Origin of the sequence: Acinetobacter sp. YH12126 (assembly GCF_013418745.1) — a bacterium.
Classification (GTDB): domain Bacteria; phylum Pseudomonadota; class Gammaproteobacteria; order Pseudomonadales; family Moraxellaceae; genus Acinetobacter; species Acinetobacter amyesii.
The window spans coordinates 84272-108354 of record NZ_VPBM01000011.1 but is presented as its reverse complement, the minus strand read 5'-3'; the positions used below and the strand labels follow the sequence as shown (position 1 = coordinate 108354).

Here is a 24083-nt window from a genome sequence, read left to right as displayed (position 1 = left end):
ATCATTATCCCTAACTTAACTGGTCTGTTAATTGATAAATTGTTCCGACTGGATATTCAGTTCAATATCCCAATGCTTAAATTGCACTTGCTCATCATGCAAGTCTGCAACCAACAAAGGCCACTGTTTGGCATCACCAGAAACACTAAGTTGCCATTGTTGCGCATTGTCCACGCTTAATTCAATGGCAGGAAGCATCTCATCGCTGCGACTATGATTTAATAAAACTGCTAAACGAAGCAATAGACATAAGTAAACAAGTTTGTTACCACCGACTTTCATCACATCGACACGTGCATCACTGCGTAACTTACGACGATGATGCGCCACTAAATGCGACAAATGATTTTGATCAATTTGTGAGAAACCCGGAATATCCGAATGTTGCAGTAAATAGGCACCATGACGATGGTAACCACTATGACTGATCGCTAAGCCAATTTCATGCAAATACGCTGCACGACGCAGTAAATCACTGTCATCACTGGTCAAATTCAGTGCGGTCGCCACACCATTAAACAGCTGTTGCGCAGTATTTACCACTCGCTCAGCTTGTTTCATATCTGCGTTGTAGCGCCCCATCAACGCATGTACAGAACGGTCACGAACATCTTCATGTTGGAAACGTCCCAATAGGTCGTACATCACGCCTTCACGTAACGCGCCATCAGAATAAACCAATTTATCGATATTCAGCACATCAAAGACTGCATACAAAATGGCAATGCCGGCTGGCAAAACTGCTCGACGGTCTTCTTTTAGACCATCAAATTCCATTTCATTGACATGCTTATATTTAAGCAATTTATCTTTGAGTTTAAATAAACCGTCACGTGTCAGTTCTTCCTGATCGTTGCTCCAGCCCATATTGACACAAATCTGACGACACGCTTTGATCGTGCCACTTGAACCGACAACAGTATCCCAGCCTGCAGCTTTATAAGTGTTGGCAATGCCTGCGATTTCCTTGCGAGCAGCATTTACCGCTTTATCAAAACTTTTCAGGTTAATTTCACCATCAGCAAAAAACGCTTTGGTAAAAGCGACACAGCCCATTTGCACAGATTCTGTATGAATCGGTTCAAACTCTTCACCAATAATCAACTCTGTTGAGCCCCCACCGATATCAATCACAAGGCGGCGACCACTATTTGCCATAGTATGTGAAACCCCTAAATAAATTAGACGGGCTTCTTCACGACCAGCAATGATTTCAATTGGTTTTGGTAAAATTTCAGCGGCTTTTTGAATAAATTCATGACCATTTTTTGCTTGACGCAAGGCATTAGTCGCCACAATACGTAAACGGTTAGCTTGTACAGGATTTAAACGCCCCACAAAACGTGCTAGGCAGGCTAATCCTCGTTGCTGTGCGGCTTCAGTCAAATTTTTATTTTCGTCTAGACCTGCGGCAAGCTGTACTTTTTCTGACATTGATGCAACTTTTTTCACTTCACCATGGTCTACGCGTGCGATAGCCAAGTGGAAGCTGTTCGATCCCATATCGATAGCAGCAAGTAATTCTTCATCAATCAAAAAATCAGACATTATTCAAAAAAACCTGTTCAGAATTGTGCTTAGATTAATTCACATACATGTAATTTAAAAGCCATTTATGAGTAGTTCGGGCGGAACTTATCGATTTTTTATCTGAAGCAATGATAGTCATACACGATCATCGGCATCGTGATCATCCATTAGACAAACTCGCCATTCAGGTCGAAAATTTACATAACCCCCTACATTGTTATAGTTGGCTATGTAATACTTATAAACATAGAGTCAACTTAAAAATTAATTCCGGAGCAAAATCCATGTCTGGCAATATCGTAAATACAACTGATGAAAACTTCCAAGCCGATGTACTAGAGTCTGATACTCCTGTACTTGTAGATTTCTGGGCAGGTTGGTGTGCTCCTTGTAAAGCCATTGCACCTGTACTTGAAGTACTTTCAACTGAGTTTGAAGGCAAAGTTAAAATCGTTAAAGTAGACGTAACTTCTTGCGAACAAACAGCTGTAAACTACAACATCCGTAACATTCCTGCATTATTAATGTTTAAAAACGGCGAAGTTGTAGCAACCCAAGTCGGTGCAGCACCAAAATCTAAATTGACAGCTTTCATCCAAGAAAACATCTAATATTTTTTCGATAAAAACACTCGAAAATACGCTGTTTTACACAGCGTATTTTTTTGGTTGATAAATTGACAAATGCTGTGTTCTCTCTTATATTGTTTACTCAAGAAATTAAGGATCTCAAATCCTGTCATTTTCTTACAACACAACACATAAAATGCCGCTCGGCAACAGAATTGTTTTTCACATCTCTCTTCATATAACGAATCAGATCTCTGAATTGTTTTGTGCAAACCAATTGCTATCGTTTCTTGCATGATCGCGGCACATTTGTTGCTCCCTTTTCCAACCTGTACCTCAGAATTTTAGATTCTATCTGACCACCTATGAACTTAACCGAACTCAAGAAAAAACCGATTGGCGAACTCATCAAGATTGCCGAGTTTATGGGCCTCGAAGGAATGGCTCGTAACCGTAAGCAAGATATTATTTTTGCCATCTTAAAGCGCCACGCAATGAACGGCGAAGAGATTTTTGGTGATGGCGTTCTAGAAATTCTGTCGGACGGCTTTGGTTTCTTACGCTCTGCAGCGGGTTCTTACCTAGCCGGCCCTGACGATATCTATGTGAGCCCATCACAAATCCGTCGCTTCAACCTTCGTACTGGTGACACTATTACAGGTACGATTCGTCCACCTAAAGAAGGCGAACGTTACTTTGCATTATTAAAAGTTAATCAAATTAACTACGACACACCAGAAAACTCACGTAATAAGATTCTTTTCGAAAACTTAACACCTTTATTTCCAACCGAACAATTGGTAATGGAATTAGGTAATGGTACAACAGAAGACTTAACTGCGCGTGTGGTTGACTTGGTTGCTCCGATTGGTAAAGGTCAACGTTCAATTATCGTTGCACCACCAAAAGCGGGTAAAACCATGTTGTTACAAAACATCGCACAGTCGATTGTTCGTAACAATCCTGAATGTTTCTTGATTGTCCTTCTGATTGACGAACGTCCTGAAGAAGTAACAGAAATGGAACGTACTGTTCGTGGTGAAGTAGTTGCTTCAACATTCGATGAATCACCAGCTCGTCACGTACAAGTTGCAGAGATGGTGATCGAAAAAGCTAAACGTCTTGTAGAACACAAAAAAGACGTGGTGATTTTGCTAGACTCAATTACTCGTTTAGCACGTGCTTACAACACCGTAATCCCTTCATCTGGTAAAGTTCTTACTGGTGGTGTGGATGCCCATGCTTTAGAACGTCCAAAACGTTTCTTCGGTGCAGCACGTAATATCGAAGAAGGTGGTTCACTGACAATTATCTCAACTGCCTTGATTGAAACTGGCAGTAAGATGGATGAAGTGATCTACGAAGAATTCAAAGGTACAGGTAACCAAGAAATTACCCTAGACCGTCGTATTGCTGAAAAACGCGTGTTCCCTGCGATGAACATCAAAAAATCAGGTACACGTCGTGAAGAGCGCCTAATGTCTGAAGATAACCTCCGTAAAGTTTGGATTTTACGTAAATTGCTTCATACACAAGACGAACTTGCAGCGATGGAATTCTTGCTTGATCGCATGAAAGAAACCAAAACCAATGATGATTTCTTCGATCAAATGAAACGTAAAGCATCCAACTAAGTTGAATGTTTGACTGAAAAGGCCATCTATAACGATGGCCTTTTTATTTGGTTGACTTTAGTTACACAAAGAAACATTTGATAGATCTCCATGTAAACTTATTTTCAAGTTTATGATTATAAAAAATATATGTTAAAAAACCCTATTCTTTTTAGTAGTTTATTTGCTATTTCGCCAATATAAAACTTTCTCTTAATTGTTATTTTCTGTTAAAAAATGGCCGTTTTTCACCTATTTTTAACGGTTTTTTCAAAGTCACTAGTAGCATTTCAAAATACTCAGTGATAGCATACACGCAGACCAGTTAGACTGCTCTATGCATTTTTAATACCTATTCAAATTAGGCATAATAAAAGCACACAACAGACTAACGCAGGTTATTTTTTAATCTCATATTTTAGAGAGTGATGCCATGTTATTCAAAAAAATCGCTATTGCTGCTGCAGTTGCTACTACTTTAGCTTTCGTTGGTTGTGCTAAAAAAACTGAAGAAGCTGCTCCTGCTGCTGCATCTGAAGCTGCTGCTTCTGAAGTAGTTGCTGCGTCTGACGCTGCTGCTGTTGAAGCTTCTGCTGCTGCATCTGAAGCTACTGCTGCTGCTTCTGAAGCTACTGCTGCTGCTTCTGAAGCTACTGCTGCTGCTTCTGAAGCTCAATAATCTAACCGATTATTCAGCACAAAAAGAGAGCCCTTTGGCTCTCTTTTTTATTGCCTCAAACTTTAAACCTTTGTTAATAAAAATAGCTAAAATTCAAAATACTAAACCCATGCTTATTGAAAAATAAAAACTGAAGATTTAGCTCAAAGAAAGCCACAATCAATCTTTACGACAACTCAACTCAAATATATCGTCTCACTTTAAAACGAATATTCTTCAACATGAATTGTGCGATAGATGATGAGCACTGCGCCTCCTAAATCAAAGGAAAAAAAAGCAGATCAATTGATCTGCTCATTTCCAACACGTTGACGGAATTTTTGTCCCGCACGGAAGGTCACTACACGACGGGCAGAAATCGGAATTTCTTCACCCGTTTTCGGGTTACGGCCTGGGCGTTGACGTTTATCACGCAACTCGAAGTTACCGAAACCTGAGAGTTTAACTTGTTCCCCAGAGATTAGCGCTTGGCTAATCTCATCGAAGAATAACTCGACCATTTGTTTTGCTTCACGACGGTTTAAACTCGTGAGCTCACTTAAATGATCAGCCATTTCTGCTTTTGTTAATGCTGTCATGAAGCCCTCAATGTCGCCTGGTAAGTGTTTTCCAACACCTGAAGTATGTTATCCATACCGGTTTTGATTTCAGCATCTTCTAATGTACGTGTTGGATGTTGCCATTGAATTGCAAATGCCAATGAGCGCTTGCCTTCTTCGACACCTTGACCAGTGTACACATCGAATAACCAAACTGCGTCTAAAAGCTCACCGCCTGTTTTTTCGATAAGTTGCTGAATTTCACTAACATTAATCTTATCACTAATTAAAAGCGCAATATCACGTCGAACCGACGGAAAACGTGATAATTCTGTAAAATTAGATACATAAGTTTGCAAAACAGCCGATTGATCCAATTCAGCTACCCAAGTAGTCGCCAAATCCAACTCATCTTCTAAAGATGGGTGTAAACGACCGAAGTAACCAATTGATTGACCATTGACTAAGATTTCAGCAGATTGACCCGGATGTAACCACGTACGCTCTGAACGTACATATTCAACATTTAAACGTGCAGAATTTAAAATCTCCTCTACATCGCCTTTAAAGTCAAAGAAATCCATTGGCTGTGCTTTACCATGCCAAGATTCAGTCGTACGCGAACCTGTTGCAACCAGTGCAAAGGTTGGTATCTGTTTGAGATCATGAATGCTGTTCGCACCTTGATAATCAAAACGTAGACCAAGCTCATAGAAACGCACACGGTTTTGCTGACGGTTCACGTTGTATTGCACACATGGGATCAAACTTGATAATAAGGTTGAACGCATCACTGCAAGGTCGCTAGAAATCGGGTTTGCAAGCGCTAGTGGTTGAACCTGTGGATTCAATTGTTTCTCTAGTTTCGCATCTGCAAAGCTAAAGCTAATCGCTTCTTGATAACCCAAAGTAACTGCAGTTTGGCGTAACTGAACCAATTCAAATTGGTCTTGGTATTTCGCTAGTTTGACATCAATCACTGGCAAGCTGATTTGAATATTGTCGTAACCGTGAATACGTGCCACTTCTTCGATCAGGTCTTGATAAATCGCCATATCAAAGCGGTGTGATGGCGGTACAACTGTCCACTCACCTTCTGCTTTCACAGTGACATTGCAACCCAAACGCGTTAAAGCATCGGTAATAAATGCATATTCAACTTTATAACCAAGCAGTTGATCGACTTGCGCTTGGTTCAGTTCAATGGCTTCACGTTTTGGTAATAGCTCTACTTTTTCAGCAACAGTAATTGGACCAAACTCACCACCAGCTAAATCAGCGATAAGTTGAGAAGCACGGTGCATTGCCGTCATCGGCAATTCAAAGTCTACACCGCGTTCATAACGCTGAGATGCATCAGTATGCAAACCAAAACTACGTGCACGACCTGCGATATAGAGTTGATCAAAGAACGCCGACTCAAGGAAAATTTCAGTGGTATCATCAGAAACCGCTGAACTTAGACCGCCCATGATTCCTGCAATCGCCAAAGCTTTTTGATCATCCGCAATCACCATCACGTTTTCAGATAATTCAACTTCTTGTTCATTCAACAACGTTAATTTTTCTGCTGCTGTTGCTTGGCGTACACGAACTGCTCCTTCAACTTTACCGCCATCGAATGCATGTAAAGGTTGACCCAATTCCATTAAAACGTAGTTGGTAATATCGACCAAAATACTGTGCTGACGGATGCCCGCACGAGCCAATGCACGCTCCATCCACTCAGGAGTTGGTGCTTTGGTATTGACGTTTTTGATCACTCGACCTAAGTAACGTGGGCAACCATCAGTTTCAACAACAACTTTCTTCTCATCAGTAATTGTTGCAGCAACTTCTTTAATTTCAGGGGCAGTCACAGGGAGTTGATTAATCACACCAATTTCACGTGCAATACCACGAATACTGAAACAGTCTCCACGGTTTGGTGTAATACTAATATCAATGACATTGTCATCAAGATCTAAGTATTCACGAATATTTGTGCCTACAGGAGCATCTGCAGGAAGCTCCAATAGACCGTCGATTTTGTCTTCAAGATCAATTTCAGACGCACCGCACAGCATGCCTTGTGATTCAACACCACGAAGCTTGCCTTTTTTAATTTTGAAATCGCCCGGAAGTACTGCACCAATGGTTGCTACAGGAGCTTTCATGCCTACACGTACGTTTGGAGCTCCACAAACGATTTGTAACGGCTCGCCTGAACCGATGTTTACAGTAGTGACACGTAACCGGTCAGCATCGGGATGTTGAACCACTGTTAAAACTTCACCGACTACTACACCAGTAAATGGTTTTGCAGCAGGAGATAAATCATCAACTTCTAAACCTAACATGGTCAGTTGGTCAGAAAGTGTATCGCTATCAATGGCTGGGTTAACCCATGTACGCAACCAATTTTCGCTAATTTTCATTGTATAAAAACCTATTAATTCTAAATTTCTAATCCCCTCTAGCGCCCCTTTAAAGAAAGAGGACGAACCCTAAGTCATGATGGACAACCCCTCTCCTTTTAGGAGAGGTTAGGGAGAGGTATAAAACTGTTTAAGCAAATTGGCGTAAGAAACGCACATCATTTTGGTAGAACATACGTAGGTCATTAATGCCATAACGCAACATTGCAAAACGTTCTACACCTAAACCGAAGGCAAAGCCTTTGTATTTTTCTGGGTCAATGCCAGCGGCTTGTAAAACGTTTGGATGCACCATACCGCAGCCCAAAACTTCCAACCATTTACCACGTTCATCCATGATATCCACTTCCGCACTTGGCTCTGTAAATGGGAAATAAGATGGACGGAAACGTACTTTCAAATCTTTTTCAAAGAATTCATTTAGCAAGTTCACTAACAAACCTTTAAGTTCTGCAAAGCTGGTGTTTTCAGCCACATACAAACCTTCGATTTGATGGAACATTGGCGAATGCGTTTGATCTGAGTCACAGCGATAAACACGACCAGGACACACAATACGGATTGGAGGCTGCTGAGTTTCCATCGTACGAATTTGCACGCCTGAGGTATGCGTACGAAGTAAATGATTCGCATCAAAATAGAAAGTGTCGTGCATCGCACGTGCAGGGTGATGACCCGGAATGTTCAATGCTTCAAAGTTGTGATAATCATCTTCAACTTCAGGACCAGTCGCAACAGTAAAGCCAGCTTTGGTAAAGAATTGGCAAATACGTTCTTGAACTTGAGTCACAGGGTGAATACTACCCACCGTTTGACCACGGCCGGGTAAAGTAATATCAATCGTTTCGCTAGCAAGCTTTTGTTCTAATGCAGCTTTTTGTAATTCAGCTTGACGAGCAGTCAGTGCGCCAGTAATCGATTCACGAACGGCATGAATTTGAGCACCAAAAACTTTACGTTCTTCTGGGTCCATTTTACCGAGCGACTTCGATTGTTCCGCGAGCTGGCTTTTCTTCCCTGTAAATTGCACTCGCACTTGGTCGAGTGTAGCAAGGTCCTCTGCTGCTGCAATCGCAGCGAGCGCTTCAGTGGTCAGGGCTTCCAGTGACATAGTAACTCTCAAAGCAACAATTTAAAAAAATAATATAAACCCCTTATTCTAACAGTTTTTAGCCGTTATGATGAAGCGCATTCACAAGTTAAAATTGCATTAGCATCAAGTTTTAAAAAAAGTATAAGATAAACACAATATCAATGGGATCCAATCTTTATGGCACTCGATCCAATCTGGAAACAACAGCTCACACTCGTCACTTATGGCAATAAATTTCTCAACCAAGGTTTGAGTTTTCAACGTTGGTTGAATCACCACATTTTTGATCAGCACAGTTTCCATTTTCGTGATTTGCTATCACAGCATTTATTGGCTCAACATTTCCAAATTTGGCTAGAAGGCTTAAAAAAACAAGGGGTACAACGCTTAAGTTTACATAGCTCTAGCTTGCTAAATGATGAACAAAATCCGAATGCTAACGTTGAACTTCTTCCCTTTGCCCATTTTATTGTGAGCCACGAACAAAATAAAAAGCAGGCGTGGATTTTTGGTAAAGAACTTGCCGAGTGGTATAACGCAGAAAATGACTATGAAGCACCGGCATCCCAACAACTACAAATACGTCGCGAAACCTTTTGGCGCTATGAGCTGAACCATAAACTCATTAAACGCATCGAAGCGGATATGCAGTTACCAAAATGGGATGATATTCACAACTTCACTGAAGCAGAATTATTTTTACAAAAACCTGCGGAAGGTTTTATTGAGCCGGAGGTGTTAGGCACACCTTATTATGGTACGCAGCTTGATCTAAGCAGCGAATCGAATGAATCCGCAAAACTTGCACTCTTGCCAACGGATGCACAAGCGGATTTCGCACATGATAGCTTGCATCGCTTAGATGCATTAAACCGCCATATTCAGTCTAAAATTCAACATCCCTATCACGCAGATGGCAGCATCTATACACCTGAAGAACAGTTAAATTTGCGCCATTTTGCTCAAAAAACTGAAGATTTAACGGCAAAATTTATTGTTAAAGTCGCCAATCACTATAAAACTGCACGTTTAACTCCTGTGGTCGAAAGCTCTCCTCTGGATGGATTTAAAACTGAGCAAAGAAAATCAAATCCTCAGCATGCACACACGCCAAATCCAACCAATAAACCCGGTGCAGGTGGAGTGATTACTTTAATTATTATTACGGTAGTGATTTGCTTATTGGCTTATTACTTCGGACTTTAACTGTATAAATGTAATTGACATTAAAATGCCCTTCTCATAGAAGGGCTTTTTTTATAAACATACTTCTGTATGAAAGATTTCAAAATTATGAGGTCGTTAAATAATTAAACGGACGAATTTCTAATCGAACGCGATGCTGATCGGCATGTTGATTAATATAATGACTGACAGAGACTACTTCCCCCTCAAGCTCTGCGTCTGCACCATACATGATTTTGACTGCCTCACCTTTGCGGGGAATCATTTCGAGCTCTACAGTAATGCTACCTTGACCCATACCAACTATTTCAGCCAACATTTTATTTTCCTTTTGTTCTTTTCTATCCATACATTAGGCATGTCGCAAAGCGCGGTATAAAGATTATTTCTGTAACTTAACTGAACTTTTTATTGATAAAACATCAAAACTTAAACATCAAAAACATAAGAATCTAATTGTTCTAAAAATGCATCAACTGCATTTGCAGACTTTAAACGAATCCATTGAATATGTTGATATTCAGGTGCATTCATCATCTGTAGATATTTTTCACGATTCGTTTTATGGGTTTTAATCATCCACCAGACAATGGAATCTCGACCAAACATCCGCCACAAACTTTCCTGATTATTTGAATCTGGCCAAAGATCTTGTTTGGACTTAGCCCGAGAAATTGCGCGCTTTACAGAGCGGTATAAATTGACTGGAAACGGAAGGTCTAACCATATCACCGTATCTATTTCAGACCATTTAACAGGAATCGCCCGAGTATAATTGCCATCAATAACATAACCATTTTTCGCTTTAGCAATTTCAGCTCCGATACGTGCAAAAAAGATTTCGTCAGGACACTCCTGCCAATCATCTAGCCAAAATAGATTATCCAGTTCTATATAATTTAGTCCTAATTTGTCCGACAAAGCTCTGGAAAAGGTTGATTTTCCAGTGGCCGATGTACCGACTACGTTTATTCTTTTCATTGTCATGATGATCTACTTGAGTCTGGTGAATCTACTTCAAGATAACAGCATTGGATCTGTAGGTTAACTTTTATTCTTCACGATAATTTAAAAGATCTGCATCGATATTGATAAAGTCAGGCTTTAGGGTTTGTTCAAATTGAACGGCTAATATTTGCGACTGAGTGGTTATGCATGCTTTTGCGACTCGATGCATACCATCCATCACTCGACCACTAGCACATAAAATAATGGGATAACTTAAGTCCGCAGCATTTACCAATTCCAGATGTTCAATAATTTGCTGTGTGGTCGGTGCAGATTTTGGAAATTAATATGCTTCATTTAACTCCTAAATGTCATTTACAGGGATTTGCTGAATCTTAAAATTTTGACTGAGTTTTACTAAGTGATGCACATCCCAAATATACGTATCGTCGCCTACTTGGCGGAAGTGATACTGTTTGCGCATCAAGCAGTTACCTTTTAAGTCAAATTAAAGCTAAGATAGCTTACAATTGAAAAATAAAAAAATGCTTCATTATGATAGATCATTACGAGCAATTTATTCTTGGTTTGCAATATAATGCTCAACGCTTTTTTAACCAGAAAATTTACTATGACGAGATTTTGCACCCATGGTGCGGCCAAGCTTGCGACATTTTCTTGATTCGCGATTTTAAAACCAATGCATTACTACATGACTCAGTTGATCATTTGATCATGTATATGGCTGAAAAGCGGATTAGAAAATGCTCACTTTATCCATTTGATCTTCTTTTTGAGCATGCAAAACTTAATCAACATCCTCATTTTGACTTTGTAAAAACCAACTACCCTCTTGCTGTTTTCCACAACAATTTAAATCAAGCCTTTGCACTGGTTCAAATCCAATCTGAAACGAAAATTTTAGATATCAGCCCTATTGGTGATCCTCGGGAGTTTTGGGGTGCAAGTTCCACACAATTTCATGACGCATTCGGGCTGTTTACATTAATTGAGCTCAATCAACAACAGCGCAATGAATGCTTTTGCTTTGATAAAAAATCGAGTTGGAGCAGTTTAGTAAATAGCATTCAACTGGATTTATTTGAACATCCGTTTTCTACCCACATTCAGCCTCAATTTAAACTAATCCATAATTTGTATTATTATGGCCTTCTGAATGACTCACTCCCTCTTTTGGAGAATCCTCAAGCTTCACCTCAAGTTGGATTAAGTCTGCTTGAAATGCTCAATTCAATCGAAGCTGCTATCCAAAATTTAAAACATGTAAAAAACGAAAGCTCACCGATCCATTTATTTACAACCGAAGAATATGCACAACTATTGGATTATGAGTACAAACTGTCAGAACACCATGTAGATGTCACGTGCTATACAGCCAATCATTTCAACCGCGAAAATTTAGTCAATGATGAAGAGAAAGCTTTACTCAAACAACTACAGAAAAAATACCCCAAAGTTAATTATTTCAAGTCGACATCTGATCAAGCTCTTTCCGCCACCAACACTTCAACAGATAAAGAGCCTGAAAAACCATGGGTTGTATTTTTTTCTTTAGTTTTAATTTTTGCCATGCTATTCGCTTTACTTTATGGCTTTTATTTACTTTTTAAACAATTTGAGTTTATAAAATTTGCCGCAATCACAATTGGCATCATTGTGTTTTTAGCCATATGGTCGAAAAAATAAGATGTCTAATCAATTTCGTCCATAAAAAAAGACCGCTAAAAGCGGTCTTTTTTTAAGTCATAAAGACTTATGCAGCTAATGCATCTTTAGCTTTAGAAGCTAAAGATGCAAACGCAACTGCGTCATGCATAGCGATGTCAGCAAGTACGCGACGGTCGATAATCACTTGAGCTTTTTTCAAGCCAGCGATCATACGGCTGTACGACAAACCATTTTGACGAGCACCAGCATTGATACGCGCAATCCATAGAGCACGGAATTGACGTTTCTTTTGACGACGGTCACGGTAAGCATATTGACCTGCTTTGATTACTGCTTGGAACGCTACGCGATATACGCGTGAACGAGCGCCGTAGTAACCTTTAGCACGAGCAAGAATTTTTTTATGACGGCGATGAGCCTGTACACCACGTTTAACACGAGCCATTTATAATCTCCTTAGATGTATGGGCACATACGGCGAACTGAAGCAACGTCACTTACGTGAACCATTACACAGCCGCGTAATTGACGGATACGCTTAGCAGATTTTTTGGTCAAAATGTGTCGTTTGAACGCTTGGTGACGTTTAAAACCGTTTGCAGTTGGCTTGAAGCGTTTAGCTGCACCACGGCGAGTTTTCATCTTAGGCATAAGAACCTCTTTTGAACACCTGTTCGGCACGCCTGCACCATTGCAAAGACGCCCTGCAGGTAAGGGAGCGAGTATTCTAAAGCATCTTTGCTCAAAACAAAAGCGAATCTTTCTACCGAATATCGAACTTAATTAATTTTCTGATATAGATTTTCCGATGATTTTAGAAGCGATGATTTTAGAAGCGATGCCCAATAAGGCTTATATAATGTCGGCACGCCAACTATTAATGTCCATTATGAAACCTGCACAGGATGCTTTTGCAGCCCTACGTTATCGGGATTTCTCGATTGTTACGCTTAATCAATTTTGTCTGACCTTAGCCATTTTGATTCAAGAAATTATTGTTGCTTACTCACTGTATCAAATCACTAAAGACCCGCTAACACTGGGCTTAATTGGTTTAGCCGAAGCAATTCCTTTTATTGCTCTCTCTTTGTGGGGAGGATACTTTGCAGATCGTTTCAATAAACAGACCATTATGAAAATTTGTCTGTTTTTTTCTGTACCTATGCCACTGATTCTTTGGGGGTTATTTCACCAATATGGTCTCGGCCAAATTGATGTCACCCAACTGTCTTGGGGGATTTATGCAGTCATTTTTGGGCTTGGAACGATCCGTGGTTTCTATAATCCCTCGGCAACGTCGCTTAAACCTTTTTTAATCCCGCGGGAGCTCTATGCCAATGGTGCAACATGGACAACGATTGGTTGGCAAAGTGGGGTGATTATTGGGCCAATGCTTGGCGGTTTTATGTTGGCATTTTTAGGCCGTGAAACCAGTTTGCTCAGTGTTGCAGCACTACTAACGGTCTGCTTCGCCCTCATTAATCTGCTCAGTAAACGCAGTTTCCCTAAAATTGAATCTGACAATTTAAAAGATAGTTTAAGTGAAGGTTTTCGATTTATCTGGAAAACCAAAATTGTCCTTTGGGCGATTTCACTCGATTTAGTTTCTGTGCTTTTTGGTGGCGTGATTGCCCTCTTACCGATTTTTGCCGAAGATATTTTAAAAGTGGGGCCTGAAGGTTTAGGCTACTTACGTGCAGCGCCGTCTATTGGCGCCCTGATCACCATGATTGCATTGACCAAATTCCCTCCAACTCATCATGCATGGCGTAATATGTTATTGGCTGTAGCGGGTTTTGGTGTATTTACCATTTTATTCGCATTTTCAAGCCATCTTTGGTTATCACTCTTTGCACTAGCAATGACCGGCGCATGTGACAGCATCTCTGTAGTAGTTCGCCAAACCATTTTACAGCTCTACCCGCCCGAAAATATGCGTGGCCGTGTAGCCGCGGTCAATGGCATGTTTGTCTCCAGTAGTAATGAACTTGGAGCTTTTGAATCGGGACTTGCAGCAAAATATATGGGCACGATCATGGCGACACTTTTTGGTGGCTGTATGACCATGGCTGTAGTTGCGATCAGTTGGGCAAAAACCCGTGACTTGTTTGGGATCGACATTACCCATCAGTCAAAAAAATAATGGCATATTTTCCATTTAAACCTTGCCAGTATTTCCAATACAGGAAATACTGCGCAGCAATATCGACACATTCATCACTCACTTTGTGATCTTAGAATAGACTTATGAAACAATATCTGTGCTTAACCCTTTTGGCCTGCGCTCCATTTTCTACAGCGTTTAGTGCTTCAACCAAAACCCATCAACTTCCGGCACAGAATATTGAAGTTGCTCCTGCCCACTTAACCACGCGTTTAAATTGGTCGGTTTTTCCAAAACCAGTATATGCCAATGAAGACCTCAAGCAACGTGACCGCGCGGCCATTATTCGTGTCACAGCGAATGCAAAAGGTACAATTACAGATGCAAGTGTTGAAGAAAGTACAGGGGTCGATCAACTCGACCGAATCTTAATTTCTGCTGTCAAAAAAGCTAAAGTCAAACCACATTTAGAAAATGGTGAATCCAAAGCCATTATTGGCTATCAAGCGTTTAATTTGAGAGTTAAAGGCAATACGCCTGAATGTGATTTCAACTTTGATTCAAAAGTTTGGAATGCACAAAGTGCAAATAAGAAAACGCCATTCCAATATGTATCTCAACCAAAATTAGATCTCACTAGTCATGAATTGAAACAGCACGATCGTAAAGTCAAATTTAACTTTAAAGTGGATAAACACGGACAAGTAAAAAAGGTGAAGATCAAGCAAGGCTCTGGCATTTATGCACTCGATCAGAAAGTCGTTGAAGCATTGAGAAATAGTCAGATCTCGGTTAAACGTACTGCGAGCACCCTTTGGATCTATAAAAAGTCGAACTTTAAAGATGAAATTCAATTTAAAGTAAATGGCTGTAAATAAGTAATAGATTCAACATTTCAAGCAGGGATTGAATGTTTCAATGCCCTGTTTTATCTCAGAAGAAACCTAAAAATATAAGATAAATACAGAGATAACGCCCGGTTTTCGCTACGGTCACCATGAACACAAAGCGCCAGAAGTTTTCTTTCATTAAACCCGCAATTAAAGTAATAGGGTCTCCAATCATCGGCAGCCAACTCAGTAGCAAAGACCAATAACCATATTTGTGATAAATACCCTGTGCCTGCTGCATTTTCAGCTCTGACACGGGAAACCATGTTTTATTTTTATAATGTTCTACTTTTAAACCGAGCCACCAATTCACACAAGAACCGAGAATATTACCAATACTAGCCACCACAATCAGTAGCCATGGATTGTGTTGACCATAGCTCAACAAGCCGAGCAATACGGCTTCGGACTGTAAAGGAAGTAAGGTCGCAGCCCCAAATGCCGCGAAGAATAAAACTAAAAACGACCACATCGAAACGAATGCTTAGAGACCTAATTTTTTCTTCGACTTCAAATATTCAAAATTTGACCAAAGCACTGCTGCAACAATTACAACGATTCTCGACCATTTATATTGTGAAGAAATCGGTTCAATCGCAGCCCGCATCAAGTTTTGATCTTTGGTATGTAAATCTGCAAGAATATTTTGAACATGCACAATTTCAGCGACAAATAGCACTAAGCAGCCTGCAATACCAAAAATAATACTCCAATAGATTCTTGGGTTATTTTCAACAATACGGGTAAAATTTAAGAAAAAGTCTTTCATCGCAAAATCGTCCAACTAAGCCGTCAACAACGCGTTCTTTTCGGCAGCGCCGCATTCTAACACAGCGTTAGAATTTTCTTCCGTCCTATCTAAAATCTTAAGGTGAGTCTTTCCGCACTTTACTTTTATACATGAGACTTCTAATCTGCCACGCAAATATTGAATAATTTTAACTCACTTTATGAAAAAAATTCTTTGCTTAAGTTTTATCGTGTTATTACAAATTTTGACCGCTTTATATGCACAAAGTCCTTCTGAAGTTGCCAAACAACACCTGATTACACAAGATCAAATGATTTGGCAAAAGCGACCTATCTTTAACTTCAACAATGACGATATGGGCAATCAAAATCGTGACCTTAGTTTTAAATTGTATGTTTTAGCCACCGGCGAAGTTCAAAAAGCTGAATTAATCAAAAGCTCTGGACTTACACACATTGATAAGCGGGTTGAGCAGTCACTTTTACGTGCCAAGTTCAAACCTTATATCGAAAATGGTGTAGCCTCCCCCTTTGTTGCCTTACAACCCTTCTCACTCAAGACCCTGAAAGAAAACCAAAGACCTTGGTGGAAAAAGCTTCTATTCATTCCATAAAAAAAAGAGCATGTTTCCATGCTCTTTTTTTAAACGTGTATTGCTAAGGCTTTTTGTACCGCTGGACGGGCCGTCAGTCGATCGATATAGTCTTTCACGTATGGATAATCTTCCAGCTGAATTTGCTGCCATTCATGACGCAGTGCCCAAGGCAGAATAGCCATATCTGCAATCGAATACTCTCCAGCCACAAATTTTTGACCAATCAACTGATGGTTCAAAACTTTATATAAGCGTTTAGTTTCATTGACATAACGTTCAGTTGCATACGGAATACGTTCAGGTGCAAAACGACTAAAATGATGATTTTGTCCTAACATGGGCCCAAAACCACCCATTTGCCACATCAACCATTGTTCAACTTCAACGCGCTCAAACTCATCTTCTGGATAAAACAAACCTGTTTTACGTCCAAGATATTGCAGAATCGCACCAGACTCAAAAACTGAAATTGACTCTCCTCGTGGGCCATTCTGATCCACGATTGCAGGGATTTTATTGTTCGGAGAAATTCTCAAAAAGTCTGGCTGAAATTGATCATTTTCCAAGATATTAATCGGAAAAATTTGGTATTCCAAACCCATTTCTTCTAAAGCGATGGTAATTTTATGTCCATTGGGTGTACCCCAATAGTAGAGATCAATCATCTATATTCCTTTTTAATTTTCAGTAAGGCAATCTCATTTTGCTTTATGTATAACATGTTTAATCCAGTGAAAGCTTGTCAGTTTTTCTGCAAAGTAACGTTAAAATGTGAATTATCACTTTGCTTTTAAAATCACTTAAGGTACAAAAATTCAAAAAATATAATTTTTTTTATAAAAATCCCTTGAAAAAAATCAGCACAGACCGATATTGATACATGTACAAGGATCAAACGATCTTGTTAGTGAACAGTGGATGCCAAGCATCACTGAACATTTCTTATTGTTACAACTTTGCTTATTAAAGAGAGTTCTAATTATGAGTAGTTTAAATCTTAACCCACTTTTCCGTCGTAGCATTGGTTTTGATCGTTTTAACGATTTATTTGATTATGCCATGCAAAGCGACACACCAAATTACCCGCCATACAATATTGAAAAAACGGCTGAAAATAGCTATCGCATTGTGGTGGCAACCGCAGGTTTTACAGAAGATGAACTTTCGCTAAACTTAGAAAATCAAGTGCTAAGCATTTCAGGTAAACCAACTGAAGCGCAAGATACAACTGTGGAATTTCTGCATAAAGGCATTGCTCGTCGTACATTTAAACTGTCTTTACGCTTAGATGAACATATAGAAGTGCAACAAGCCCTATATGAAAATGGTTTATTGACAGTGGACTTACAGCGTATTATTCCTGAAGAAAAACTACCACGCCAAATTCCAATTGGCAAAAAGGCATTGATAGAAAGTCCTGTCCAAGAAAATATCGCTGAGTAAACCCTCATAAAAAAAAGACCCTTCGGGGTCTTTTTTATATTAAGAAAATTAGTTAGATTCAAAACATGACAAACAAGAATAAAAAATCATGCCATCTCAAGAATATAGTGTCTCGATTCCAATTTATATGTTTCGTTTTTTATCTATTCTCAACTTAATCTTACCCATAGGTGTTTTTAATGAATCCTTGGTGGGTCTGGCTTACAAGTTGTTCATCTACTCTTTTTAAATTTTGGCGTATCTTGCAAAAAATAATCCTACTCTGTATTACTATCTATTTATATGAAATGTACTTTGTTCTGATTGCTTTTATGACATGGAATATACGACCTAATATTACCAAGATGAAAATCTATTGGAGGGTACTGAAAACCCCTATTTCACGGCCTGTTTTATGTAAATAGATCTCACATAGTTAGCTCAATAAAAAGCTTTGCTCACTTTATACCTACATCAAGCGCAAGTTAAAGCATTTCGATACACTAGATTCGGAACAACGATTTAATAACCGTTACCGCACAATTGAATTTGTCTTTATTCAAAAGAGCCTATTTAGTACCCTAAGGCATAAATTTGCGCTGATTAATTTCGCACTATTTTCTAATCACCACTCAGCAGACATTCTTGCTGCCCTTCAGCAACATTGGAATTTAAAACCCGACATCTAGACAAAAAAAAAGCACTGCAAATGCAGTGCTTTTTTTATGGATACTTACTTTTTCTTTTTAGGACCAAGTAGCATACCCATTTGACGGCCTTCCATTTTCGGGGTTTGTTCAACAACACCGTATTCAACTACGTCAGCTTCAATTTTTTGTAATTGAGCCAAACCAAGTTGTTGGTGAGCCATCTCACGACCACGGAAACGAAGCGTGATTTTTACCTTATTGCCTTCTTCAAGGAACTTGATAATGGCACGTAGTTTAACGTTGTAGTCACCAACATCAGTACCAGGGCGTAGCTTGATTTCTTTCACCTGTACTTGATGTTGTTTTTTCTTCGCTTCTTTTTGCTTTTGTTTTAGATCAAACAAATGCTTGTTAAAATCCATGATTTTGCAGACTGGTGGCTCAGCATTAGCAACAATCTCAACAAGGTCAAGATCTACTGCTTCTGCAGCACGCAAAGCGTCAGCAAGAGATACAATCCCTTTTTGCTCGCCATTTTCGTCTACTAGACGGACTTCTTTTGCACGAATTTCATCATTCAAGGCAGGACGGTTTGATTTTCCGCCCTGTTGATTACGGTCAGGCTGTTTAATCGCTTTTACTCCACAATGTACCGGCCGCGTTCGGCTACGGCTGCTTTTACTAGGTCAACGAATGCATCAATTGACATAGTACCCAAATTTTTTCCAGAGCGAGTACGGACGTTTACAGTACCTTCCTCAACTTCACGGTCCCCAAGAACCAATAAGTAAGGAATACGCTCTAAAGTACGTTCACGAATCTTAAAGCCGATTTTCTCATTTCTCAAGTCTGAAATCGCGCGGATACCGCTTTCTTTAAGTTTAGCGACGACTGACTCACATGCTTCAGCTTGTGAATCGGTAATGTTCATCACACATGCTTGAATTGGAGACAACCAAGGTGGCATGAAACCAGCATAGTGTTCAATAAGTATACCAATAAAACGCTCGAAACTGCCAAGTATTGCGCGGTGCAACATTACAGGCTGATCACGGTCGTTATCTTCAGTCACATAAGATGCGTCAAGACGTTCTGGTAAGTTAAAGTCACATTGAATTGTACCGCACTGCCATACACGACCTAAGCAGTCTTTCAATGAGAATTCAATTTTCGGACCGTAGAATGCACCTTCACCCGGTTGAAGTTCCCACTCTAGGCCTGCAGCATCTAAAGCATCTGCTAAAGATTTTTCCGCCATGTCCCAAAGTTTGTCATCACCTACACGTTTTTCTGGACGTGTCGACAACTTCATTTGTACTTCTTCAAAGCCGAAGTCTTTATAAACATCTAATGTCAGTTTAATAAAGTCTGCAACTTCAGTACCGATTTGTTCTTTGGTACAGAAGATATGCGCATCATCTTGTGTAAAGCCACGTACACGCATAATGCCGTGTAATGAACCCGATGGTTCGTTACGGTGACATGAACCAAACTCAGCCAAACGAATTGGAAGATCACGGTAAGATTTCAAACCTTGGTTGAAGACTTGCACGTGACATGGGCAGTTCATTGGTTTTACAGCATAGTTACGGTTCTCTGAGTGAGTCGTAAACATGTTTTCAGCATAGTTTGCTGCGTGACCTGATTTTTCCCAAAGCGTGAAATCAACCACTTGCGGTGTACGGATTTCTTGGTAACCGTTGGCTTGTTGAACTTTACGCATGTATTGTTCAAGCACTTGGTAAATCGTCCAGCCGTTTGGATGCCAGAACACCATACCCGGCGCTTCTTCTTGCATATGGAACAAGTCTAACGCTTTACCAATTTTACGGTGATCGCGTTTTTCAGCTTCTTCAATACGTTTGATATACGCAGCTAACTGTTTTTTGTCAGCCCAAGCTGTACCGTAAATACGTTGCAGCTGTTCGTTTTTCGCATCACCGCGCCAGTAAGCACCAGAGATTTTAGTCAACTTGAACGATTTTAAGAATTTAGTATTTGGAACGTGCGGACCACGGCACATGTCCAAGTAGTCTTGATGGTAGTACAAGCCCATTTCAGTTTCTTCAGGCATGTCTTCGATCAGACGCAATTTGTATTCTTCGCCGCGTGCAGTGAACTCTTTGATCACTTCGTCACGTGGAGTCATTTTTTTGATGACATCATAGTCTTGGTCGATGAGCTTTTTCATGCGCTCTTCGATTGCTGCCATGTCATCTAAAGTAAACGGACGTGGCATCCAGATGTCATAGTAGAAACCTTCTTCAATGACAGGACCAATGACCATCTTTGCTTCTGGGAACAATTGCTTAACTGCATGACCCACCAAGTGCGCACAAGAGTGACGAATGATGTGAATACCATCTTCATCTTTAGGCGTGATAATTTGTAGGCTAGCATCTTCTGTAATTAAATCAGACGCATCAACTAAACGATCGTTTACACGACCCGCAACTGTATTTTTTGCTAGACCAGGACCGATGCTTTGAGCAACTTCCATCACAGACACGGCATGATCAAATTCTTTTTGATCGCCATTTGGCAAAGTGATAATTGGCATATAAAAATCCTTAAGGAGTGATGCCCCGTACAATGGAGCATATCACCGCGAGATTATGATCGAGGGAGACCCTCAAAAGATAAAAACGGTGGATAAATAAAATTCGACCTAAATTTTACACGCCCTGCCAACTTTAATAAACCTCTAATCCCATGGAAGTTGATTTTTCTACCACCTTTTACAAGACTCCTGATAATTCAAGCAGATTTCAGCCGAAATGCACTTTATGCTGTCAATATAATAATCACGTTCTAATTCATAAAATTATTCTGAATTTCGAACACCTATACCCACTGAACTCTCTATGTAGGCAGGTATCATGCAAGCACATTCACTTATATCTTGGTCTAGTTTAAAACCGCTCCAACCCGCTTATGCCCTTGCAGCCAATGTCGATCTTGTGGTCTTAAGGCTCGAAGATAATGATGCAGAACAAGTCGTGGTCATGTATGGTCGCTGTCAGCATCGTGGCGCCCTCATGGCTGATGCCCATATTCAAGGAGATAAAATCGTCTGTGGGCTGCATGGCTCGCACTATGTTAGATGATGCACCCGTAGCAACCGAAGTGGTAATTGGCCCAAATGCTAAAAAACCATTAAAACTCAAAATCCCCCTGTTTGTGTCAGATATGAGTTTTGGTGCGTTATCTCAAGAAGCCAAAGTTGCCCTTGCAACAGGTGCTGAACTTGCAGGTACAGGCATTTGTTCAGGTGAAGGTGGAATGCTTGCTGAGGAACAAGCGGCCAATTCACGTTATTTTTATGAACTTGCATCGGGTCGTTTTGGCTATGACATCGAAAAAGTTAAAAAGTGTCAGGCCTTTCATTTTAAAGGCGGTCAAGCTGCAAAAACAGGTACGGGAGGACATCTGCCAGGCCATAAAGTGGTTGGCAAGATTGCAGAAGTGCGCAAATTACCAGAAGGCACCGCAGCCATTTCTCCTGCAACTTTCCCCGACTGGACTCATCTTTCACAATATCGTGAATTTGCAGAATATGTCCGAGCAGAAACCGGCGGCATCCCGATCGGCTATAAACTCTCCGCACAGCATATTGAACGTGATATTGACGCAGCACTAAGCATCGGTGTGGACTATATTATTTTAGATGGTCGTGGCGGTGGAACAGGTGCAGCCCCAACCTTATTCCGTGACAATATCTCTGTACCGACCATTCCTGCACTTGCACGAGCACGTCGTCATTTAGACCGTTTAGGACGGTCAGATATTAGTTTAGTGATCACAGGTGGACTTCGTGTACCCGCTGACTTTATTAAGGCACTCGCTTTAGGTGCAGATGCCATCGCGATTTCAAACTCTGCCATGCAAGCCATTGGCTGTTTAGCTATGCGTGCCTGTCAGACCAATGATTGTTCTGTCGGCATCGCCACACAACAAGATCATTTACGTCGTCGTTTAGAAATAGACAAATCGGCACAACAACTGGCGAATTTTCTAAATGCATCCGTTGAACTGATGCAAGTCATGGCTCGTGCCTGCGGACATCATCATCTGAATCAATTCTGCAAAGATGACCTGACCACATGGAAAAAAGAAATGTCGAACCTCACGGGTATTCACTACAGTGGATTTGAGTAAGCTTCAAATCATGAGCTTTTTTCAAAACAATTGAACCTAAAAAGAGTCCATACGGGCTCTTTTTTTATTCTCTGAAGGTCTCAAAGGCCATGAATTGATCGGATTGGTACAACCAAAGCTGTGCAAATTGAGGGATGATCATTTCACTCTGGGTAGGGCGTAAAAAAATATAATCATCTACGTTTATGCTGCTTGTCTGTGGAATTTGCACAAGCTCCTGATTACTACTGCGACCATATAACGCATGGGGCTGACTGCCTTGAGGATAAACATAGTCCCCTCGCCAATAGCCTCCATAAATAAACACAGCCTGAGATTTTGCCCAACGACTGAGCCATTCTAACTGTGGTAATTCAGTCCGCGGCAACACTTTTAACACAGGCGTGGCGATCCACAAGGCACTTTGGAAAGCTTGTAAATTTTTCAGTTCAAAATCTGCAGGTTTTAATAACATCGAGCCAAACGAGACTTCGTTACAGACACTCTGCTGACAATGAAAACTAAAACTAGGACTACCACCACCATTCCAACAGGTGTGTTCATCACATAAGGTTGGGTAGCGCTGTTGTACATAAGCTTTGAATTGTTGATAACTTTGCTGGGACTGTTGATAAGTCTGTTCAGCAGATTGGATCAGCCGTGGAATCTTCGCCACATGTGCGTCATAGCCCATTAATCCTGAAAATTTTAAATGTTGGGGATGTTGAACGATTAGATCCAAAACAGCCTTTAGCTCATGGATCGTTTTCAGGCCACCACGGTGTAGCCCCACATCGATTTCGATATTGATGCGTAGACACAGTTGATGCTGCTCAGCAAATTTGAGGTATTGGGCTAAACGCTGTTCACTATCAATCAGCCATTGCACTTGCGATTGCGTTGCCTGCAAAAACGCCTTGTCTACATGGTTCAAAGCCTGAATCGGCATCGGTTTTCCAAACAACACATCGGCTTGCGGTATCGATTCGAAAAGTGTTTTTAGATGTGCAAAATGAAATAGCATGAAACGCTGTGTCTTGAGCTGTGTAGCACAGTGTTGAAGCAGAGCCATGCACGCCAAGGATTTCACCACCAAGCGCGGATGCAGACGCTCTGGCATTTGCTGCTGAGTGATCACCAAGTTGTGATTTAATGCATCAACATCCACGATTAACTGCGGCATCCCAGTGCCTTTTAGCTTTAACAGCGTATTCAACTGTTGAAAATATGCATCCATGCCATCCCCTTTTTCATATCGTTCAATTGGTCTTC

25 protein-coding genes and 1 pseudogene are annotated in these 24083 nt (G+C 40.5%); 11 read left to right on the top strand and 15 right to left on the bottom strand.

The annotated features are described in order from the left end of the window. Positions 1 to 27: 27 nt before the first annotated feature. Positions 28 to 1548, bottom strand: a complete 1521-nt coding sequence (gene ppx / locus FTU62_RS09970; protein WP_168378483.1) for an exopolyphosphatase — start codon at positions 1546 to 1548, stop codon at positions 28 to 30. Positions 1549 to 1814: 266 nt separating this feature from the next. Here ppx and trxA point away from each other — a divergent pair, with 266 nt between their 5' ends. The 3 genes from trxA (at position 1815) to FTU62_RS09955 (ending at position 4391) form a co-directional block, all read left to right on the top strand. Further along, positions 1815 to 2141 carry a thioredoxin gene (gene trxA, locus FTU62_RS09965; RefSeq protein WP_180102567.1) on the top strand — a complete coding sequence of 109 codons (327 nt, stop codon included), beginning with the start codon at positions 1815 to 1817 and terminating at the stop codon, positions 2139 to 2141. 323 nt (positions 2142 to 2464) lie between these two features. Then, a complete protein-coding gene (rho, locus tag FTU62_RS09960; protein WP_067731074.1) occupies positions 2465 to 3733 on the top strand; it encodes a transcription termination factor Rho in 1269 nt (422 codons plus the stop codon). Between the two features lie 412 nt (positions 3734 to 4145). Then, complete coding sequence (locus tag FTU62_RS09955; protein WP_078192631.1) at positions 4146 to 4391, top strand: hypothetical protein; 246 nt, start codon at positions 4146 to 4148, stop codon at positions 4389 to 4391. A 281-nt stretch (positions 4392 to 4672) separates the two neighbouring features. Here FTU62_RS09955 and FTU62_RS09950 read toward each other — a convergent pair whose 3' ends face one another. The 3 genes from FTU62_RS09950 to pheS all read right to left on the bottom strand — a co-directional run bounded on the left by FTU62_RS09950 (position 4673) and on the right by pheS (position 8458). Next, positions 4673 to 4969 (bottom strand): integration host factor subunit alpha, encoded by a 297-nt coding sequence (locus tag FTU62_RS09950; RefSeq protein WP_004783565.1) that lies wholly within the window; start codon positions 4967 to 4969, stop codon positions 4673 to 4675. After that, positions 4966 to 7347 (bottom strand): phenylalanine--tRNA ligase subunit beta, encoded by a 2382-nt coding sequence (gene pheT, locus FTU62_RS09945; protein ID WP_180102566.1) that lies wholly within the window; start codon positions 7345 to 7347, stop codon positions 4966 to 4968. Before pheT ends, FTU62_RS09950 begins: the two co-directional genes overlap by 4 nt. A 130-nt stretch (positions 7348 to 7477) precedes the next feature. Then, positions 7478 to 8458 carry a phenylalanine--tRNA ligase subunit alpha gene (gene pheS / locus FTU62_RS09940; RefSeq protein WP_180024390.1) on the bottom strand — a complete coding sequence of 327 codons (981 nt, stop codon included), beginning with the start codon at positions 8456 to 8458 and terminating at the stop codon, positions 7478 to 7480. Positions 8459 to 8617: 159 nt separating this feature from the next. On the opposite strand from pheS, the gene FTU62_RS09935 reads away from it, so the two are divergent. Next, a complete protein-coding gene (locus FTU62_RS09935) occupies positions 8618 to 9646 on the top strand; it encodes a hypothetical protein (protein WP_180102565.1) in 1029 nt (342 codons plus the stop codon). Positions 9647 to 9731: 85 nt separating this feature from the next. On the opposite strand, the gene FTU62_RS09930 is transcribed toward FTU62_RS09935, so the two are convergent. The 3 genes and pseudogenes from FTU62_RS09930 to FTU62_RS09920 all read right to left on the bottom strand — a co-directional run bounded on the left by FTU62_RS09930 (position 9732) and on the right by FTU62_RS09920 (position 11057). After that, on the bottom strand, positions 9732 to 9944 hold the full coding sequence (locus FTU62_RS09930; RefSeq protein WP_111884721.1) for a hypothetical protein: 213 nt from the start codon (positions 9942 to 9944) through the stop codon (positions 9732 to 9734). Positions 9945 to 10054: 110 nt separating this feature from the next. Beyond that, on the bottom strand, positions 10055 to 10606 hold the full coding sequence (locus FTU62_RS09925) for an adenylate kinase (RefSeq protein ID WP_180102564.1): 552 nt from the start codon (positions 10604 to 10606) through the stop codon (positions 10055 to 10057). A 70-nt stretch (positions 10607 to 10676) separates the two neighbouring features. Further along, positions 10677 to 11057: pseudogene (locus tag FTU62_RS09920) on the bottom strand (hypothetical protein). Positions 11058 to 11128: 71 nt separating this feature from the next. On the opposite strand from FTU62_RS09920, the gene FTU62_RS09915 reads away from it, so the two are divergent. Beyond that, positions 11129 to 12280 (top strand): hypothetical protein, encoded by a 1152-nt coding sequence (locus FTU62_RS09915; protein WP_180102563.1) that lies wholly within the window; start codon positions 11129 to 11131, stop codon positions 12278 to 12280. A 67-nt stretch (positions 12281 to 12347) separates the two neighbouring features. Here the strand turns inward: FTU62_RS09915 and rplT are convergent, their stop codons facing one another. Then, positions 12348 to 12707 carry a 50S ribosomal protein L20 gene (gene rplT, locus FTU62_RS09910; RefSeq protein WP_180102562.1) on the bottom strand — a complete coding sequence of 120 codons (360 nt, stop codon included), beginning with the start codon at positions 12705 to 12707 and terminating at the stop codon, positions 12348 to 12350. A gap of 11 nt (positions 12708 to 12718) precedes the next feature. Continuing rightward, a complete protein-coding gene (rpmI, locus tag FTU62_RS09905; protein ID WP_065994397.1) occupies positions 12719 to 12913 on the bottom strand; it encodes a 50S ribosomal protein L35 in 195 nt (64 codons plus the stop codon). A 238-nt stretch (positions 12914 to 13151) separates the two neighbouring features. Between rpmI and FTU62_RS09900 the strand changes: the two genes are divergently transcribed. Then, positions 13152 to 14405, top strand: coding sequence for an MFS transporter (locus FTU62_RS09900; protein ID WP_180102578.1), 1254 nt, complete (start codon positions 13152 to 13154; stop codon positions 14403 to 14405). Positions 14406 to 14509: 104 nt separating this feature from the next. After that, positions 14510 to 15244, top strand: coding sequence for an energy transducer TonB (locus FTU62_RS09895; RefSeq protein WP_180102561.1), 735 nt, complete (start codon positions 14510 to 14512; stop codon positions 15242 to 15244). A 55-nt stretch (positions 15245 to 15299) separates the two neighbouring features. On the opposite strand, the gene FTU62_RS09890 is transcribed toward FTU62_RS09895, so the two are convergent. Further along, positions 15300 to 15728: a YqaA family protein gene (locus FTU62_RS09890; RefSeq protein ID WP_078192638.1), complete on the bottom strand. Its 429-nt coding sequence runs from the start codon at positions 15726 to 15728 to the stop codon at positions 15300 to 15302. Between the two features lie 12 nt (positions 15729 to 15740). Next, positions 15741 to 16025 (bottom strand): hypothetical protein, encoded by a 285-nt coding sequence (locus tag FTU62_RS09885; protein WP_078192639.1) that lies wholly within the window; start codon positions 16023 to 16025, stop codon positions 15741 to 15743. A 211-nt stretch (positions 16026 to 16236) separates the two neighbouring features. Here FTU62_RS09885 and FTU62_RS09880 point away from each other — a divergent pair, with 211 nt between their 5' ends. Continuing rightward, positions 16237 to 16620 (top strand): energy transducer TonB, encoded by a 384-nt coding sequence (locus FTU62_RS09880; RefSeq protein ID WP_180102560.1) that lies wholly within the window; start codon positions 16237 to 16239, stop codon positions 16618 to 16620. Between the two features lie 29 nt (positions 16621 to 16649). Here the strand turns inward: FTU62_RS09880 and FTU62_RS09875 are convergent, their stop codons facing one another. After that, positions 16650 to 17267 carry a glutathione S-transferase N-terminal domain-containing protein gene (locus tag FTU62_RS09875; RefSeq protein ID WP_180102559.1) on the bottom strand — a complete coding sequence of 206 codons (618 nt, stop codon included), beginning with the start codon at positions 17265 to 17267 and terminating at the stop codon, positions 16650 to 16652. 316 nt (positions 17268 to 17583) lie between these two features. Here FTU62_RS09875 and FTU62_RS09870 point away from each other — a divergent pair, with 316 nt between their 5' ends. Further along, positions 17584 to 18045, top strand: coding sequence for an Hsp20 family protein (locus FTU62_RS09870; RefSeq protein WP_078192642.1), 462 nt, complete (start codon positions 17584 to 17586; stop codon positions 18043 to 18045). A gap of 712 nt (positions 18046 to 18757) precedes the next feature. Here FTU62_RS09870 and infC read toward each other — a convergent pair. Beyond that, positions 18758 to 19306, bottom strand: a complete 549-nt coding sequence (gene infC, locus FTU62_RS09865) for a translation initiation factor IF-3 (RefSeq protein ID WP_180026032.1) — start codon at positions 19304 to 19306, stop codon at positions 18758 to 18760. 5 nt (positions 19307 to 19311) lie between these two features. Continuing rightward, complete coding sequence (gene thrS, locus FTU62_RS09860) at positions 19312 to 21234, bottom strand: threonine--tRNA ligase (protein ID WP_078189589.1); 1923 nt, start codon at positions 21232 to 21234, stop codon at positions 19312 to 19314. A gap of 319 nt (positions 21235 to 21553) precedes the next feature. On the opposite strand from thrS, the gene FTU62_RS17270 reads away from it, so the two are divergent. Both FTU62_RS17270 and FTU62_RS09855 read left to right on the top strand, forming a co-directional pair. Beyond that, on the top strand, positions 21554 to 21781 hold the full coding sequence (locus FTU62_RS17270) for a Rieske (2Fe-2S) protein (RefSeq protein WP_218948611.1): 228 nt from the start codon (positions 21554 to 21556) through the stop codon (positions 21779 to 21781). Continuing rightward, positions 21759 to 22832: an FMN-binding glutamate synthase family protein gene (locus FTU62_RS09855; RefSeq protein WP_218948610.1), complete on the top strand. Its 1074-nt coding sequence runs from the start codon at positions 21759 to 21761 to the stop codon at positions 22830 to 22832. The genes FTU62_RS17270 and FTU62_RS09855 overlap by 23 nt, the downstream gene beginning before the upstream one ends. A 64-nt stretch (positions 22833 to 22896) precedes the next feature. Here FTU62_RS09855 and FTU62_RS09850 read toward each other — a convergent pair whose 3' ends face one another. Next, positions 22897 to 24048: an alanine racemase gene (locus FTU62_RS09850; protein ID WP_180102558.1), complete on the bottom strand. Its 1152-nt coding sequence runs from the start codon at positions 24046 to 24048 to the stop codon at positions 22897 to 22899. Positions 24049 to 24083 lie beyond the last annotated feature (35 nt).